The 16,245-nt window shown below is 62.9% G+C and carries 16 protein-coding genes; 4 read left to right on the plus strand and 12 right to left on the minus strand.

Annotated features, from left to right (window positions below; all coding sequences use genetic code 11):
• Positions 1–75: 75 nt before the first annotated feature.
• Genes FIV34_RS17675 through FIV34_RS17685 form a run of 3 tightly spaced genes read right to left on the minus strand, consistent with a single transcriptional unit; the run spans position 76 to position 2,364 of the window.
• The gene (locus FIV34_RS17675) at positions 76–576 is read right to left on the minus strand and encodes a hypothetical protein (RefSeq protein WP_139984835.1); all 501 of its coding nucleotides are present in this window, start codon (positions 574–576) and stop codon (positions 76–78) included.
• Positions 577–581: 5 nt separating this feature from the next.
• Positions 582–1,967: a serine hydrolase domain-containing protein gene (locus FIV34_RS17680; RefSeq protein ID WP_139984836.1), complete on the minus strand. Its 1,386-nt coding sequence runs from the start codon at positions 1,965–1,967 to the stop codon at positions 582–584.
• Positions 1,954–2,364, minus strand: coding sequence for a hypothetical protein (locus FIV34_RS17685; RefSeq protein ID WP_139984837.1), 411 nt, complete (start codon positions 2,362–2,364; stop codon positions 1,954–1,956). The genes FIV34_RS17680 and FIV34_RS17685 overlap by 14 nt, the downstream gene beginning before the upstream one ends.
• Before the next feature lie 544 nt (positions 2,365–2,908).
• On the opposite strand from FIV34_RS17685, the gene FIV34_RS17690 reads away from it, so the two are divergent.
• Positions 2,909–4,309: a serine hydrolase domain-containing protein gene (locus tag FIV34_RS17690; protein ID WP_139984838.1), complete on the plus strand. Its 1,401-nt coding sequence runs from the start codon at positions 2,909–2,911 to the stop codon at positions 4,307–4,309.
• 26 nt (positions 4,310–4,335) lie between these two features.
• On the opposite strand, the gene FIV34_RS17695 is transcribed toward FIV34_RS17690, so the two are convergent.
• The 5 genes from FIV34_RS17695 to FIV34_RS17715 form a co-directional block, all read right to left on the minus strand.
• Positions 4,336–5,265 carry an alpha/beta hydrolase gene (locus FIV34_RS17695; RefSeq protein WP_139984839.1) on the minus strand — a complete coding sequence of 310 codons (930 nt, stop codon included), beginning with the start codon at positions 5,263–5,265 and terminating at the stop codon, positions 4,336–4,338.
• Positions 5,266–5,355: 90 nt separating this feature from the next.
• Positions 5,356–8,007, minus strand: coding sequence for a T6SS phospholipase effector Tle1-like catalytic domain-containing protein (locus tag FIV34_RS17700; RefSeq protein ID WP_139984840.1), 2,652 nt, complete (start codon positions 8,005–8,007; stop codon positions 5,356–5,358).
• Between the two features lie 16 nt (positions 8,008–8,023).
• Positions 8,024–8,728: a hypothetical protein gene (locus FIV34_RS17705; protein ID WP_139984841.1), complete on the minus strand. Its 705-nt coding sequence runs from the start codon at positions 8,726–8,728 to the stop codon at positions 8,024–8,026.
• Positions 8,710–9,282, minus strand: a complete 573-nt coding sequence (locus tag FIV34_RS17710) for a hypothetical protein (protein ID WP_139984842.1) — start codon at positions 9,280–9,282, stop codon at positions 8,710–8,712. The genes FIV34_RS17705 and FIV34_RS17710 overlap by 19 nt, the downstream gene beginning before the upstream one ends.
• 125 nt (positions 9,283–9,407) lie before the next feature.
• Positions 9,408–9,980 (minus strand): hypothetical protein, encoded by a 573-nt coding sequence (locus FIV34_RS17715; RefSeq protein ID WP_139984843.1) that lies wholly within the window; start codon positions 9,978–9,980, stop codon positions 9,408–9,410.
• A gap of 177 nt (positions 9,981–10,157) precedes the next feature.
• On the opposite strand from FIV34_RS17715, the gene FIV34_RS17720 reads away from it, so the two are divergent.
• On the plus strand, positions 10,158–10,817 hold the full coding sequence (locus FIV34_RS17720; protein ID WP_139984844.1) for a flavin reductase family protein: 660 nt from the start codon (positions 10,158–10,160) through the stop codon (positions 10,815–10,817).
• A 37-nt stretch (positions 10,818–10,854) separates the two neighbouring features.
• Here the strand turns inward: FIV34_RS17720 and FIV34_RS17725 are convergent, their stop codons facing one another.
• Complete coding sequence (locus FIV34_RS17725; protein WP_139984845.1) at positions 10,855–11,619, minus strand: hypothetical protein; 765 nt, start codon at positions 11,617–11,619, stop codon at positions 10,855–10,857.
• A 178-nt stretch (positions 11,620–11,797) separates the two neighbouring features.
• On the opposite strand from FIV34_RS17725, the gene FIV34_RS17730 reads away from it, so the two are divergent.
• Both FIV34_RS17730 and FIV34_RS17735 read left to right on the plus strand, forming a co-directional pair.
• Positions 11,798–12,262 carry a hypothetical protein gene (locus FIV34_RS17730; protein ID WP_139984846.1) on the plus strand — a complete coding sequence of 155 codons (465 nt, stop codon included), beginning with the start codon at positions 11,798–11,800 and terminating at the stop codon, positions 12,260–12,262.
• Positions 12,263–12,904: 642 nt separating this feature from the next.
• The gene (locus FIV34_RS17735; RefSeq protein WP_139984847.1) at positions 12,905–13,162 is read left to right on the plus strand and encodes a hypothetical protein; all 258 of its coding nucleotides are present in this window, start codon (positions 12,905–12,907) and stop codon (positions 13,160–13,162) included.
• A gap of 115 nt (positions 13,163–13,277) precedes the next feature.
• On the opposite strand, the gene FIV34_RS17740 is transcribed toward FIV34_RS17735, so the two are convergent.
• The 3 genes from FIV34_RS17740 to FIV34_RS17750 all read right to left on the minus strand — a co-directional run bounded on the left by FIV34_RS17740 (position 13,278) and on the right by FIV34_RS17750 (position 16,164).
• Positions 13,278–14,057 carry a hypothetical protein gene (locus FIV34_RS17740; protein WP_139984848.1) on the minus strand — a complete coding sequence of 260 codons (780 nt, stop codon included), beginning with the start codon at positions 14,055–14,057 and terminating at the stop codon, positions 13,278–13,280.
• Positions 14,058–14,254: 197 nt separating this feature from the next.
• The gene (locus FIV34_RS17745) at positions 14,255–15,331 is read right to left on the minus strand and encodes an alpha/beta hydrolase family protein (RefSeq protein WP_139984849.1); all 1,077 of its coding nucleotides are present in this window, start codon (positions 15,329–15,331) and stop codon (positions 14,255–14,257) included.
• Positions 15,332–15,342: 11 nt separating this feature from the next.
• A complete protein-coding gene (locus FIV34_RS17750; protein WP_139984850.1) occupies positions 15,343–16,164 on the minus strand; it encodes an AraC family transcriptional regulator in 822 nt (273 codons plus the stop codon).
• Positions 16,165–16,245 lie beyond the last annotated feature (81 nt).

The following is a 16,245-nucleotide window of genomic DNA, read 5'->3' on the forward strand; positions in this document are numbered from 1 at the left end:
GGATATATTGGGCGGCCATCATTGGACGGAGAACTAGCCCATCCGGCAATTGGATGTATCCATTGGCAGCATCAATCATGGATTCGCTCCCGGGACAAATCGCCACCTGGCACCCACCTGCTCCACCCTTACCCCAAACGAACCCAATCCATTGAGGCTTCGATCTCTTCGGCAGAAGTCCCCGAGATATCCAAACGACCTCGCTGTACCCATCTTGCCAACGCGGTCGATGACGTCCTCGAGGCGTACGCCGATCCTGTCGGCGGCGAAGTTTACCAATGCCAGACGCCGGAAATTCTCCCGATAGTCATCAAAATCTTCGATGACGTGCATAACAACGGCGCCTTCAATCCACCGCTCGCCGCCGTCATTCAAGGCTTCCTCAGCCATGAACCCAGAGATGGCGAGTAGCTTCTTCCGAAGGTCCGATGAAACGCTTTCGACGACCCGCAAGCGATCGGATGGGGAAGCCTTACCGAATAGAGAGGCGGCCTCAAGGCCCCTCTTCAACAACACAGCATCCTTTGGCCGAAAGCGCGTGCTCGTCTCACTGATGAGAGCAAGAAGGTCATCCAACGGTGTCACTTGACCCCCGCAACGCGCTTCTCAACCCGCCCCGGCCCCACCCCATCCACAAAAAACTCAATCCCCGACACCTTCCCACCGTCCACCTTCACGACATGGATGTAATCCGTGCCCTCCCCCGCGTAATAGAGAAGGTCTCCCTTCGCTGTCGCAAGCCGACGTTTCGGTCCAGGCGCTCGCTGGATATACAGCGCACCATGCTCCAGCGTGATGGCATGCGCCGAGTCGCCCTGGATCTGGTAGCTGCCGACGAGCGCCTGCTTGTCCCGGTCGCTCAGCGTTACGTCGGTGAAGGTTTGATAGGGCTTTCCGATGGCGGCCGCTGCGAGCTGCAGTGCGATGGCACGTGCGCTGGGCGTCCCCGAGTCCGAGTTCACCAGCACGGCGACGGCCACGTGGTCCTTCGGCACGACGAAGAACTGGGACGAGAAGCCCTCGATGCCGCCGTTGTGGCCATAAACCGGTTCGCCCTTCACCGTCGAGAGCGCCAGCCCAAGGCCATAGGGCGCGTCACTGCCATCCGATAGCCTTGCCGGCGTTGTCATCGCCTTGAGCAGCTCCGGCGAAAAGACCTTCGCATTGCCGAGGCCCACAGCAAGCCGGGCGATATCGTCCGCCGTAGACGACAGCGCACCCGCACTCATCGGCCCCGTGATGGAGACAAAGGGCGGCCTGGTGACCTTGCCAGCGGCATCCGCGCCATAGCCCTGCACGGCCCCGTCCACGACCACGTCGTCCGGATGAAAGCCCGTGTGCGTCATGCCAAACGGCACCAGCACCTGATCGTGCTCCGCCTGGTCCCACGCCTTGCCCGTGACCTGCTCGATCACGGCACCCAGCAGCATGTAACCGGAGTTGCTGTAGCGCCACTCACTCCCGGGCTTGAAGTCCAGCGGCTGCTTCGCGATCAGGGCCACGAGCGCCCTGGTGTCCAGGGGCTGGGCAGGGTCGGCAGTCCACTCATCGCTGACGCCCGCCGTATGGCTCAGCAACTGGGCGATGGTGATACCCGACGCCCCGGGAAAGTCAGGAAGGAACTTCGCCAGCGGATCCGTCAGCGCCAGCTTCCCCTCATGCACGAGGGAAAGAATGGTGGCCGCTGTCACGGTCTTGGTAATGGAGCCGATCCGATAGACCGATCCCTCCTTCGCCGGCACATGAAGCTCAACGCTCGCCTCGCCCCGTGAGGCCTGGTAGATGAGCTTGCCGTCCCTATAAACGGCAACCGACGCGCCCGGGCCGGTCGTCTTCGTGAAGCGGTTGACGATGGCGTCGGCCTGAGAGGCGAAGGGCGCCCCTGGCGCAGCCCCATGGGCAACGGAAAGGCCCACACAGGCCATGGCAAAGAACACGGCACGCAACGTCATGTCACGAGGGGTCATGGTGTTCGGATCCTTGAAGTTGTCGTGCAGCCTGGCTGTTATGCGGACGGCAAACCACCTTCCGCGCCGTGACCTCCACGATCACCTCCCCTTCCTTTATCTCATCAGGCGGGATCTTCTGTGCCAGCATCGTGACTTCTTCGGGGCAGGCCAGATCCTGGACCACCATCGACGTCCGCCGCTCCACGACCAGCGTCACCTCGCCATCGGGGCCGGTCGTCCCCTCCGCCAAAGGCTTGATCGCACACGCCACGACAAGGACGCATCGCCAGTAGCCGACCTTCACCCGGATGCCGGGGGCCGGCTCACCCGTATCGGGCTGCCTGACCTTCACGTGCACCGTGACCAGCGCCGGTTGCATGGCGCCAGCCGCTCCCGATAGCAGGAGCAACGCCATGCCCCATGCCCCGACATGCATCCATTGACGTATCCGCATCAGACAGGCTCCCGTCCATCACGCGCTATCGAGCTGCCCGGGATACTAGCCGCCACCCGCCCCGGCCGTACATCACCTATGCTTGCCCCATGAAGCGTGGCCCCGGTCCCTGCATCGCCACGCTGGTCTACCACAAGGAAAGGTATGCGCATGGCAAGCAAGGGGTTGAAGGCCGTTCTGCTGGTCGTAACCGCTGGATGGCTATCCGGGTGCAGTCTCTTTGACATGACGCCACCGAAGCCGGATGCCACGGGCGTCGTCCGTGTCGGCTGCAGCATGATGACCGGCGGGGGTAGCGACTACATGGCGTCATGCGATCAACGGGCCCGCGAAGCCTGTGACGGGCCCGTACTCCTGCTTGACTCCAGTTTCGGTGCGCCCCAGCGGGATCCGAAGACCGGCTTCCCGATCGCAGGCGGATTGCAATCGGGTGTTGCCCGCTATCAGTGCACGCCCAGATAATCGGACGGACTAAGCCTCCCTTTTTCAGTCAACAGGACTACTCGTGCGCAAGCGCCGACTCCACGCCATCTACGCCGTCCTTGTCGTCGCACTCCTCCCCGTATGTACCCAGGCGCAGATCGCGCCGGCCACCGCGCAGTCCATCGATGCCGTGGTCAACACGTCGCTCAACGATCCGTCGGTTCCGAGTGTCTCTCTTGCCATCGTGCAGCACGGCAGGATCGTGTATGCCAAAGCCTATGGCTTCTCGCGGCTGGAAAGCAGGACGCCGGCCACGGTCGATATGCGTTACAAGATTGGCTCCAACACAAAGCAATTCGTCGCCGCCGCGATGATGCTTCTCGTGCAGGATGGAAAGCTTTCGCTTGACGACAAGGTAGCGCAGTACCTTCCCGAGCTTACGCGTGCGAATGAGGTAACCATCCGGCAGCTTCTGTCGCACACGGCCGGATATGTCGACTACTACCCGCTCGATTACCTGGCACCCTATATGGCCAGGCCAACGACGGTACCTGCCGTCCTTTCCGATTGGGGCAAGCGGCCCCTCGGTTTCGAGCCCGGGACACGGTGGGAATACAGCAATACCGGATACATGATCGCCGGCCGGATCATCGAGATCGCCGGGGGCATGCCATTGACCGATTTCATCCGGACCCGCATGGCGGACAAGCTGGGCATGCAGTCCGTTGTCGATACCGCCACGGCCCCCTGGGAAGGACGCGACCCGGAAGGCTATGACGTCGCCGCGCTGGGCCCACCCCGGCCGGCACGGCCCGAAGGGAAGAACTGGCTATGGGCCGCCGGCAACCTGGCCATGACCGCCACGGACCTGGCGCGCTGGGATATCGGGTTGATGCATGACACGGTACTTACCGCGGCATCCAGGAAAGCGATGACGACGGACACCCTGCTGGCTGATGGTATCGCCAGCGGCTATGGGCTCGGGCTATTCGTGCACGCCGGCGACGATGGACGGCTGCGCTGGGACCACGGTGGTGAAGCATCGGGCTTCCGCACCCAGAACACCCTGTTCCCGGACGATGACACCGCTATCGTGGTGCTCACCAATGGAACGGGGGCCGCAAGCGCCACCATCACGAGCGAGCTGGAGAAGCTGCTTTTTCCGTCGGCAGCCGATCCACAGGCGCCCGCTGCCCTTGCGGCCGCGCGAAGCCTGTTCGTGCAACTGCAGGACGGCCACCCGGATCGCAGCGTCATGACGGACGCACTGAACGCCTACTTCAGCAAGCAGACGATTGAGGACTTCGCTGCGTCGCTCAAGCCCCTCGGTTCGGACATTGCCATCACACAGACGCGTGCGGACAAGCGCGGCGGTCTCACCTACCGCTTCTTCAAGATCAAAGGTGCCGGGAAGACGGTAGGCGCCGCCACCTATTTCACGCCCGAGGGCAAGATCGCCCAGTTCATCGTCTACCCGCGATGACAAGGCCATAGCCGACCGGGCAACGCCTATAGCACCCCAATCGACCGCATCCAGCTCTCCGCCAACACCGGCCACGCACCGATAGGCAGCTCGGGATGGCGCAGCGCAAACGCATGCTTGCCTACCGCGTACAGGTGCATCTCCACCGGGACGTTAGCTTCCTTGAGGGCGAGGTAATAGGTGAGCGACTGGCGGACGCTGTCGACCGGATCGTCTTCGGCCTGGACGATGAAGGTGGGTGGTGCGGCTGAGGTGACGTGCAGCGTGGGATTGAGCACCAGCCCCTTCCCTTCCCACAGGTGGCCGGGATAGCCGGCGATGGCGAAGTCGGGGCGTGCGCTTTCCTTGTCGGCGTCGTCCACCGGACGGTAGATGATGCCCTTCTCGTTGCTCACCTCCGCGACCATGTGGCCGCCGGCGGAGAAGCCGATGACACCGACGCGATGCGGATCAATCCCCAGGGCTTTGGCCTGGTGGCGAAGCAGGACGATGGCCCGCTGGGCGTCCTGCGTGGCCATGTGGACGGTGGGCTCGCGGCGGCAGTGGCAGGAGCCATCCCACTGCGGGCCGGAGACAGGGACGCGGTATTTGAGGAGAACGCAGGTGATTCCTTTGGACGTCAGCCAGTCGCAGATTTCCGTGCCCTCGATGTCCATGGCCAGGACGCTGAAGCCTCCGCCGGGGAAAACCACGACGGACGTACCGTTGGCTTTTCCCTTGGGCGGGGAAACGGTCATGGTGGGGACCGTAACGTTTCGGACGGTGTGGCCGTCGAAGCTCTCCGGGCCGTCGTTCTCGGGCTGGGCGATCTGAACACCACTCGGCCACAGGTTGACCTGCTTCAGGGGTGCGACGGGCTGCCAGACGCCCGTGGGCTGGGTGGCGGCCCGTGCGGAAAGCGGGAGCATGCCTATGACGCAGAGCCAGAGTGCGGCGAACGTGGGGAGCGCTTTCATGGGGGCCTTCCCTGCAGGTGAAGGCCCATTAGTTATCGGAAGGAAGTGGCTTGGCGGGGGCGTGGCGGTGGCGATACGGGGCATGCCTTCTCAACGCGACATGCCGCGCCCCACGCTCTCCTGCTGCTGCCGATCCTGCGACTGCTGCTGCGCCATCGCGTTCTCCTGCTGCTGCACCTGGAATTGCTGCATGGCCGCCGGCCATTGCGCCGCGCTTTGCTCCATGGGCGTCGTCGCTTCGTTCGTTGGCACCTTGGTCTGCAAGTCGAATAGATGGTCCGTACGGCCGGGCGGCGTCTCCACCGCCCAAAGGGCGTTACCGTCGGTCGAAAGTGCCACCTGATCGATGCGAGACAAGCCGTCCTTGCGTGCCTGTACGGTCAGGGCTGATGCGAGGTTATCCGTAAACTGGTCCGGGGTGCGTCCCAGGGACTTATCAAGCTCGGCGATATGCGCCCGCGCCTGGGTGAAGAGCTCGTGGTCGGGATGAGCCTGGTCGTCCAGGCGGGTCGGCTTAGCCGCCGGTGCGGCACTAGCGCGGTCAATCGACGCCAGTTCCTCGTCAGCCCTCTGACTGGTGCTCCTTGCGACCTGCGATCCATGGTCAAGCTCATCCCGCAGGTTGTCAGCCGCATGCCGCGTTCCGAGAAAGCCGGGCGACGACCAGTCGCCGGAACGGTCGTGGGTGTAGGTATGACCGTCCGAGGCCAGTAACTTGTCCGTCGGTGTCAGGAGCGCGTGTTGTACGGCGGTGGGAACCTTGCCCAGTTCGTGCCAGCGCTCCTGTTCGTACACGGACAGGTAACGCTCTGCGACCCCAAGGGGCGACTGGGCGACGTTTTCACGAATGGTCTGTTCGGCGCTCGCATTGAGTTCGGCCGCACGTTGCGGCGATGCGGTCTCCACGTGCGAGCGCGACATCCCGTGCTCGAGCCACTGATCGGTCACGTGGCGCGACCACGCCTTGGTCTCGGGGTCGCGGACCCAGGGCACGGCGTCCGCTGTGCGCGGATCGTGATCCGACGGCGGCTGACGGTACGGGTCTTTGGGCTCGTACTGATTCGCGAGCGCAAGCTCGACCGCCGTATTGCTGGCCTGGAATGACAGCCGGCGCGAAAGCTCCGGGCTTGCAACGATGACTTGCTCCCGCGGATGCCCAGGTAGCGCCGGGAGGCGCTGCGACCACCCGTGGTCCGCATCAAGCGTCCATGACCTGCCCTCGGCGTCCCGTTGGTTGTTGATGCGGTACTGGTCGTATTCGTTTGCGAGGCGCTCGCCGGCCACGCCACCCACGATGCCGCCGATACCCGCGGCGACAAGCGCCCCGGGCCCGGTCTCGATACCGGCCGCGCCCGCCGCGGAGGCGAACGTAGCGGCACCCACCCAGCCACCGGCATTACGACCGGCGAAGTGGACGACCTGCGACATGGCGCCTGCATGGTTGCCTGCTTCGAAGGCATCGGCAGCGGCACCGCCGCTCTTCACGCCGTCGGCCACGGTCGCCCCGACGCCCACCACACGTCCCAGCGCGCCCGCATAGGAAGGCCCCCGCCCTGCTTCGACGAGCTGGGCAGCGGTCGGGCGGGCGAAGCTGAGATGCGGGTTCGGCTCGGTGATCGGTGGACCAATGGGAATGTGGCGTGTCGGCGCGGCCAGGTCCGGATTGAGCTCAGCGGGCTTCTGCGGCCAGGCACCCGCATCGTTCACATGGTCCGGGGCGAGAACGTGATTCGTGCCACTGGGAAAGCCGCGAACGCCGACGCGAGGATCCAGACGGAAGATGTGCTGCCCTTCCACCGAGCGGTGGAGGACGTTGAACCGCGTGTCCGTCGGTTCGAATTCCTTCACCAGGCTGGGCGTTTCGTTGAACGCACCCAGGTAGTCGCGCATCAGGTTGCCGGACCGGATCGACAGCCCGTTCCTGAGGTAGCCGCCACCGACGTCCGAATGGGCGCCTGGCACCGTGATGTTCAGGAAACGGCCGTCCTGCGACAACCCTGGCGGGATGATCTGGTCGGAGGGGAACGATGCGCGGAACTCGTCCTTCGCGGTGATCTGGAAGCCGGAGACCACCGACGAGGGAAGGCGGCGGTCGAACTGCATGGGGACGCCGGTGGCAACCGGGTCGAAGAGGCCGACGGCCTGGCGCGTCGTTCCAGGCGAGGCGACATACCGCGTGTAGTGGACGCTGTCGTCTCGTTCGACGAAGCCTGAAAGTCGCGGTATTCCGCGCTCATGCAAGATGTTCGTGAAGCCGGCTACCTGGCTAGCGCCGCGGCTGAAACCAATAGCCTGAACCCGAATCTTGGCTTCAGGAACATCTTCATGCCAGACGTTCGCCTGCTTGACCAGGCCTTCGTAGGCTCGCTCGATCTTGCCAGCGAAGGAAGCGCCAGTCGCACTGTCGAACCCGCGCTCCAAGCGACTTCCCGTCGTCCCGGGACCTTCGATATACATAACCGAGAGCCGGCTATCGCGCTCCGCCAAGGCCTCAAGCTCGTCGCTAATCTTTGCGACGTTAGTCGCATGCTCGGGATCCGTGAACTTGTTGTTTCCGGTTCCGTCAAATGCCACGACGAACAGGCGTTCCGACGGATTTCCCGCGTGAAGAAACGTCGGCGCCTTGAACCTCGAGAGTTCGTCGCTGGCATCCTTGAGCCTAGCCAGATGCTCGGGCCTGGCGTAGTTATGGCCGCCAGCGTCTATCGGGCCGCCATCAGCGGCCACTTTCTTTTCATCCATGGTGAGCTCTCCCTGCTCAGTAAGTGTGCGTCCACGCCAGAACGGGCTCGAAGCGCAAGCGGGTGTCCGGATCACCCGGAGCTCGTTCTTCGTTCGTCGCGATGATCGCCCTCATGTAGACGCTGACCGTCCGATCATTCAATTCGACGAGAACCGTAGGGACCACAGGCTCGATCGAAAGCGTCTTGAGCCACGTCTCCTTGACCCCTTCACGCGAAACGTTATGAAGGACCAGTCGGTCCTTGAACAGAGCGTCCAAGTCCACGGACGCCTGCAAGCGTGTGTTATCCAGGGACGTCCAGTCGAGCTCGACGGGGCCAGGAAACGTTCGACCTCCCTTGGCCACAATGATGTGCCCGGAGTTCCAAAGAACACTCCGATCTTCGGGCGGCGGGCCAGATGGACGTTCCAGAATCTGGCCGGTCCAGTCCTTCTTCTGCGTGCCGAACTGGTAGTTGTTGTATAGAAAGCTGCAGGTCAGCGTATTGAAGCGCTTTGCCGAAAAGGTGTGCTCGTGGAAACGAATGGGCCAAGGCTCTTTCCCGTAGAGGGGCCCTGCCAATTCTCGCGCCACTTCTTCCGATCGCATCATGATCCTCCAGATCGCCATTCCATAGACATCAATTCTAAGCTGCGACGCGAGTCTAGCCTCGAACACCATCACAAAACTACGCGATTTTTCTGAAAAAGTAGCCGCGAGGCTCAGTAAGTGTGCTTCCACGCCAGGACTGGTTCCGAACGCGACTGGGTGTACGGATCTCCCGGGACCTGCTCTTTCTCAGTGGCAACCATTGCCTTCATGTAGACGCTAACCGTCCGATCGTTCAATTCGACGAGGATCTTGGGGGTCACCGGCTGGATCGAGAGCGTCTTGAGCCAAGCTTCCTTGACCTCTTCGCGCGAAACGTTATGAAGGACCAGTCGGTCCTTAAACATGGCGTCCAAGTCCACGGACGCCTGCAAAGGCGTGTTATCGAGCGAGGTCCACGCCAGCTCAACTGGGCCAGGAAACGTTTGTCCATTCTTGGGCACGATGATGTGCCCGGAGTTCCAGCGAGCACTTCGGTCTTCGGGCCCTGGGCCGGATGGACGCTCGAAGACCTGGCCGGTCCAATCTCGCTTCTGAGTACCGAACTGATAGTTGTTGTAGAGGAAGCTACAGGCGAGCGTGTTGTAAAGGGCAGCCACGAAAGTGTGCTCGTGGAAACGAATGGGCCAGGGCTCTTGCCCGTAAAGGGGGCCCGCCAGCCGTCGAGCCGATTGCTCAGATTGCATCCTTGATCCTCCGGATCGGTATCCCACAGACATCAATGGTCTGGCTTGGCGTAGTCGTGACCGCCGGCATCGACCCGGTCGCCGTCAGCGGTGAGTTCTTCTCATCCATGGTGAGCTCTCCCTGCTCAGTAAGTGTGCTTCCACGCCAGAACTGGCTCGATACGCAAACGGGTGGCCGGCTCACCCGGAACCCGCTCTTGTACCGTCGCGATGATCGCTTTCATGTACACACTTACCGTCCGATCATCCAATTCAACGAGGATCTTTGGACTCAATGGCTGCACCGCGAGGTACTTCAGCCACGGCTCCTGAACGTTTTCGCGCACAACGTTATGCAGGACCAATCGTTCTTTGAAGAGGTCATCCAGATCCACGGAAGCCTGAAACGGGGTTCCGTCAAGAGAGGTCCACGCAAGTTCAACGGGGCCAGGAAACGTCTCGCCCTTTTTTGGCATGATGATGTGCCCGGAGTTCCACAGAACTCCACGGTCGTTGGGCGGAGGGCCAGACGGCCCATCCGAAATACGCCCGGCCCAATCCTTTTTTTGCGTACCGAACTGGTAATGGTTGTAGATGAAGCTACAGGCAAGCGTGTTGAAACACGCGGCCATGAAGCTATGAGTGTAGAAGCGGATGGGCCACGGCTCCTGCCCATAAAGCGGCCCTGCGAGCTCGCGCGCTACTTTTTCCGATCGCATCTCTGATCCTCCTGATCACCATTCCGTAGACATCAATTCTAAGTTGCCGCGCGAGTCTAGCCCCGAACACCATCACAAAACTACGCGATTTATCTGAAAAATGGGCACAAGATCCGGATGGCCCACCCATGGCCCCTTCCGCACCATGGAGCCACCCCGTCGCGAAACACCAAGGCCATGCCCAGCCCCCACGTCACCATCGAACCCCATATCCTCTACCTAGGCACGCCCGTCGTCCTGATCAGCACCGTCAACGAAGACGGCACCCACAACCTTGCCCCGATGTCCTCGGCGTTCTGGCTGGGCTGGCGAGGCGTGCTTGGGCTTGCGGCGGATTCGCAGACGACACGCAACCTGATGCGGACCGGCGAGTGCGTGCTGAACCTTCCGTCGGCGAACGAGGTGTCCGCGGTCGATCGCATTGCGCGGACTACCGGAAGCAATCCGGTGCCGGAGTTCAGGCAGGCGCTTGGCTATGTCTACGAACCGGACAAGTTCGGCCGTGCGGGCATGACAAAACTTGCGGCGGACACGGTCTCGGCCTCACGCGCGCTTGAATGCCCCATCCAGCTCGAAGCCGTCGTCGCGGCTGTCCACGGCATTGGCGAGGACAGTGACGATCTGAGGGGCTTTATCAAGCTCTTCGAAGTGCGGGTCCAGCGCGTCCATGTTCATCCGGATCTCCTGATGGCGGGTCACGCTAACCGTATCGATCCGGACAAGTGGTCACCGCTGATCATGAACTTCCAGAAGTTCTACGGGCTGAGTGCGCAGGTGCATCCTTCGCGGCTGGCGGAGATTCCTGAGTCCGCCTATGCGCCTCTGGCACAGGCGTGACCGTAAAACGCGGCGCGGCCGGTATGGGCATGCGCGATCACATCATCTCGCCCTGCTGCCGCGAGACGACACGCCAGCCGGCGGTCGTGTGGGTCGTACGCAGTGTCGAGCTTTGGCCGCCGATGCCGCTCACCTGGCCGTAGGTGACGTCGTAATCGCCATCGGGCCTCGGTAAAGGCTGGCCGATGGTCAGCCACGTGAGATGGCGGATATCGGGCGCCTTGCTGGCGGGAACGAAGGTCACGCCGTCGACGTGGATGCTGTCGAGAAACGAGGCGGCCGGAACAACGCGCTCGTCGTTGGTATCCCTGAGTGCCAGGTAGACGGTTCGCGGGCCCGATGGCAGGTGCTCGGGCGGCTGCGCATAGCGGATGACGGTCAGCCACAGGTCTTCGATGTCGGGCGCGGGGTTGCGCCTGCCCTCTTCCTCCCGGGCGTACGATGCCTTTGCCAGGTCGAGGCTGAGCTTCGCGCTTCCCGTACCCAGGCACCCGGTTTCGTTGGGGCGGTGCGCACAGACCTTGCCTGTCGTTTCGTCGAGCGTCCCGATGAAGGGCGTGCCGTTGACAGGCATGAACGTGACCGACCAGCTCTGGGTCGCGACATCGTAGATGGCCGGCGTGGCATTGAGCATGCTGTCGCCGGAGACCTGGTCCACGGCTTCCATCATGAGCGAGGGCACGAGGTCTTTGCGAAGCCACGGTGGCGGGGTTTCCCGGGCGTGGAGCATGGGGGCGGTGAGGAGCATGGCGGCCACCGTAGCGTGGGCCAGGGCTTTGAGCGGAGGGGCTTTGGCTGGCATCACGCGGCGTCCTAGTGCTGATCTTATTGGCTGGTTGAATGCGGCAAATCGAACTGCAGCTGCCTGGCTCCGCGCTGCCGAGCTGCGCGGCTGCAGCGGAGGATGGTGAGATTACCAGCGACTCACCGGCTATAGTTTCCGACGAACCCATCCGGCCCCAGCCCCAAGAGCTTCTTGCATGCAGCGCACATCAACGATCCTCGTTTCGCTCGCCCTTACGCTCCTCGCCACCTTGGCCGCCGCAACGACGTGCGGAGAGGTCTCCTGCAAGGTTGGCCAGCAGGTCACGACCTATAGCGCCCCCGGCGAACCGGTGGCCGCCTGCGCCACGGATGCCCTGGCCGCCTATAGCAACTTCATGCTCTACCTGGTGGCCGCGGATGCGGCGAGCACTGGACAGGAAAACGTGGACCCCAATGCCGTCGAGGCGAAGGCCACCGGCGATAGCGCGGATGTCGTGAAGCGCTTGCGTGAGGCCTCTGGTGTTGCGTCGGCGAGTGACGCGTTGAAGGCGTGTTCGCCGCTGAAGGGTGGTCTCAGCGTCGTAGTGGTTGAAGTGAGCAAGAAGACCAACAACGCGAAGGTGTCGGGCGCGAACGGGGAAGCGGCGTTCTGGATTCCGACTGAGTATCTTGACCGGTAACCGCAGAAAGGCGCATCTGCAGTCAGGATATTCTGAGGTCGTAGCATCGGCGCGTGATGCTTCGACGTCACCCGATGGGATGTGCGTTGTTTCCGAAGCGACGGCACATCAACGCTCGTGCGCACCAACCTCAATGGCTTCCGATAGCGTGGACACAACACACGCACGATCTGCTAGGTTTCTCTCGTCACCAGCGCACCGACACAGCTACGGCGCTGGTGACCACCGCTCTTCGCGGTGAGAGTCGCGAGCCAGAGGTGTTAGACGCACCCCTGGCCCGCTAACCAGAACCAACTTTGGAGAGTTGATTTGGCTACCCCTGATCATACGGCAGACGCTCGCCCGCCGAATCCCCTTGGTGGCACCTCGCCGGTACACGGACCGCCTGCCTAGTCTGCAGGCACGGTTGACGAACCGCGGCGCGGTCCGGCTTTGAGGTAATTCTTGATCGGATGAGGCAGGCGAGACGCCTGGTGCACCTCACGTCCGGCCCTTGCCGCACCCACTTCGTCAATCAAGCCATCCGGCACCCGGACACGGGTGGCCGGTGAACCCGCGAGCCTATGGTCCGTGGCGCGGCGAGTGAATGCTCGTCGCGCCACGTTAGACCGTGGGCCATCCACGACTGCAAGGACGAAATCCATGACAACGGACGAACAAACCCCGAGTGTTCACGATCTCCTGAACGACGCCACCCAGTGGCTTCAATACGCCCGCAGCGTCATGACGCTCGTGGCCGATCTGGTTCACGAGGCAGACGAGGTCGATTGCAAGCAACTGTCGCTGACGCTGGAGGCGATTGCGGCCATGACCGCGCGTGGGACGAGGCAGTTGGGTGAGGCCAGGGCCCAGATGAGCTGGGAGGCTGCGATGAAAGACGCGCATGCGCGGATCCCCTGAGGGGGATCCGTCAGTGACTAGATTAAGCCCACGCCTACGCCGATGACCCTTCAACATGCGATCGTGGGACGAAGACGCGAGGGCGGCAACCAGAACTCGCGCGTAGCGCTCTGCACTAAGTGCGCCTGCTAAGAATGCCCGCCTCGCTATAACACGCAGACGTTAGATTTGCGGCCTGAAGATATTCCTCGGTGACCTTGTCCTTGGAAAGGGACACGGGGCCCGAGGTCGTCATGATTGCACAGCGGTCCGCAGTGCAAGCCATGGGGATTCCGAGCGCATCCGTATTATCGCCAGCCGCTCGGTAGCGCGCCACCGAAACGTCGACGAGGCCATCCCTCAGCTTCGTAAAGCTAGCTTTGTACTTCGTCGCCTCGACGGAACTTTGTTTTCTGGCTAAAGCATCAATGGACTTCATCGGTGAAATGACGAGAGCGAGTCCGCCGAAAAACGTAAACAGCACGAGCACCGGCGGAAACGCGAACCCGGGAAATATTTCAATGATACGAATGATCGCTTCGCCCACAGCGTCTACAGCAGGAGAGGCCTTCGTTCTCGGGGGAAATCTGTGCCCTTCGGCACGCCTCTGCTGCCCCCGCCTCGTCAACGTCTCAACGAGGAAGAACAGCCCGGCACCGACCGATGCGACGCCCAGGATCAACCAGAAGGGATCGACCCTAAAGGGAAGCCACGAGAAGACCAGCATAGCCCACGCAACGAACCCGTCTGCGACCGTGTCGGCGACAGACTGGCTCGAAATCATCAGCGGAAGACCCATCCCCTTCCAATAGGACATGTTGTACTGACGCCCTGCGATGTAAAGCAGCGCGATAGCCAATGAGAGATAAGGAAGTTGTGGAAGCAGCTTTCGTATCGCTCGAAATACCGTATCCATGGCAGGGTTTTCCTAGGTGAGGTCGGGACTTAGGTTATCGGTTGATCGAGCATCAGCTTTAGTCGCGCGACCGGTATAAAGCCCTGTAAAACAGAACTCCCCGTACGCGAGCGCATACCCCGTTCGTCTCGACACCAGTCTCAGGAAGCCGACGCCGCGAGGACCGGCCCATGACGCGACAAGGCGTGATTGAAGCGCTACTTGGCGAGCGCCGCCTGAAACACGCGGAGTGCCTCCTCCACAGCCACCTTATGCGCCTCCTCCTGATGCCGCGCCTTCGCACACTGCGGCACGGCCTTCTTCCCTGCTTCCGTGCATTCCCCCAGGAAGTCGTAGTGCGTGACGTTCGGTAGGCGCTGTTCCTTCGCACCCGGTACTGACTTGGCCACGACGTCCGCATTGGTGGCCGGCGGTGCGACGGTGTCTGCGGTACCGACGAGGATCGACACCGGTACCTGCATGCGCTTGAGCGAATCCGGCGCCAATCCCTGGACGATCGCAGGCGCCATGACGAAGACCGCCCGCACACCGGGTACGGCGTGGTCACCGGCGGCATCCTTGAAGCGTTCTTGCATGCTGGGGTCTTTCAGCCAGGTGCCGATGTTGCGTGCCGTCAGGTCCGGGGCTTCGAGCTGGGGTGCGCAGACGCCGTCGTTGGGGTGCTTCTGGCAGAAGTCCGCGAAGTGCTGGACGTCGACGCGAGCCCCGCCGGCCACGAGCGCGGCGAATCCGCCGGCAGAGAAACCGGCCACGCCAAGGCGCGTGGCATCGATATGCGGCGATAGCTCGGGATCGGCCTGTACGGTCTTCCAGGCGGCCTTCAGATCCTCCGCCCGCTCCCACCACCAGGCGGCGCCGTTGCCCGTGATCGGGCCGCGGCCGTTGCTGCCGGGGTGGTCCACCGCGATGACCACAAAGCCCTCCCGGGCGAGCGCGGTGCCGAACCAGGCCATCATGCGGGCCGTGCCACCGAAGCCGTGCGAGAGCAGGACGACGGAATAGCGCCCTGACGCGGGCGGGGCATCGGCGGCCGCGCTGCCGGTGGCGAACAAGGGGGCGTCGTCGGGGCCGATCACCAGCGGGGTTTCGTGGGCGTCGGCCTGGGCGGGATACCACACGGTGATGGGCACGGCTGACGAGCCGTCGGCATTGCGCAGCGCCGCGGTGGGTGTAGTCGCGGACCGGTGGGTCTCACCCACGGCCGCCACGGTGGGCCCGGAAAGGGCAAGAAAGGCCAGGGCGACGGCACAACCGCTAAATAGCGTCTTCAACATGATCAGCTCCATCACTCGACCGGGACACAGATATCGACGCCGCCATAACCCGTACCGGGATCGAACGCGGCGTCATAGCGCTCGAAGTCCGGGGCATCCACGGGGGTGAAGCCGGCCGCAGGAAGCCAGTCACTCAGCAGGGCATGCCAGGTCTGTGGGATCGAGCCGATGTGCCCTTCATGGCGGGCCACGACATAACGCTGGCGAGGCAGGCGCAGCCGCCGATAGCCGTCGGGGGCCTGGCCGAAGTTATCCACCTCGTACCCGGCGAGGTAATCCAGCCGCCCTTCCCCATCCGTCGCGCTGCACACGCCGTAGGTGTAACGGCAACGGTCCAGCGATTGCTCGGTGTGCAGGCGCTGCCACTGGGAGGGGATGCCTGCCGTATCGCTGGACAGGTACGAGGCCTCGATACCGGTCAGGAGCAGCGGGCCAATGACTTCCGTACGCAAGGCAGGTGCCTGGGTTACCGGCTCTTCCATGACACGCACAGGGGCAAGGAGGGCCAGGCCATCGAGATGGCCGCGCTTGCGCACCTCTTCCGGTGGAAGGCCAAAGGCATCCCGGAAGGCACGGGTAAACGCTTCATGCGAGCCGTAGCCCGAAGCAAGGGCCAGCGGAAGGATGTCCGGCGCCCGGGCAGCCAGCTCGGCGGCCGCCTGGCTAAGCCGACGGACGCGAATATAGCGGGCGACTGACCAACCGGTAGCAGCACGAAAAAGGCGAGCCAGATGAAAGGAGGAGATGCCCGCAGCGGCAGCGACATCACCCAAAGAGAGCTCTTCGGATGAGTGGCTTTCGATGAACCAGACTGCGCGTTGGACTGCTGGCATGCGGGGTTCCCCTTGGTGTGAGGGGATCATACGAGGGATGGGGATGGGGCGTTTGATCGTTCTTGCGGGGGGAGGACGTCT

Origin of the sequence: Luteibacter pinisoli (genome assembly GCF_006385595.1) — a bacterium.
GTDB lineage: Bacteria > Pseudomonadota > Gammaproteobacteria > Xanthomonadales > Rhodanobacteraceae > Luteibacter > Luteibacter pinisoli.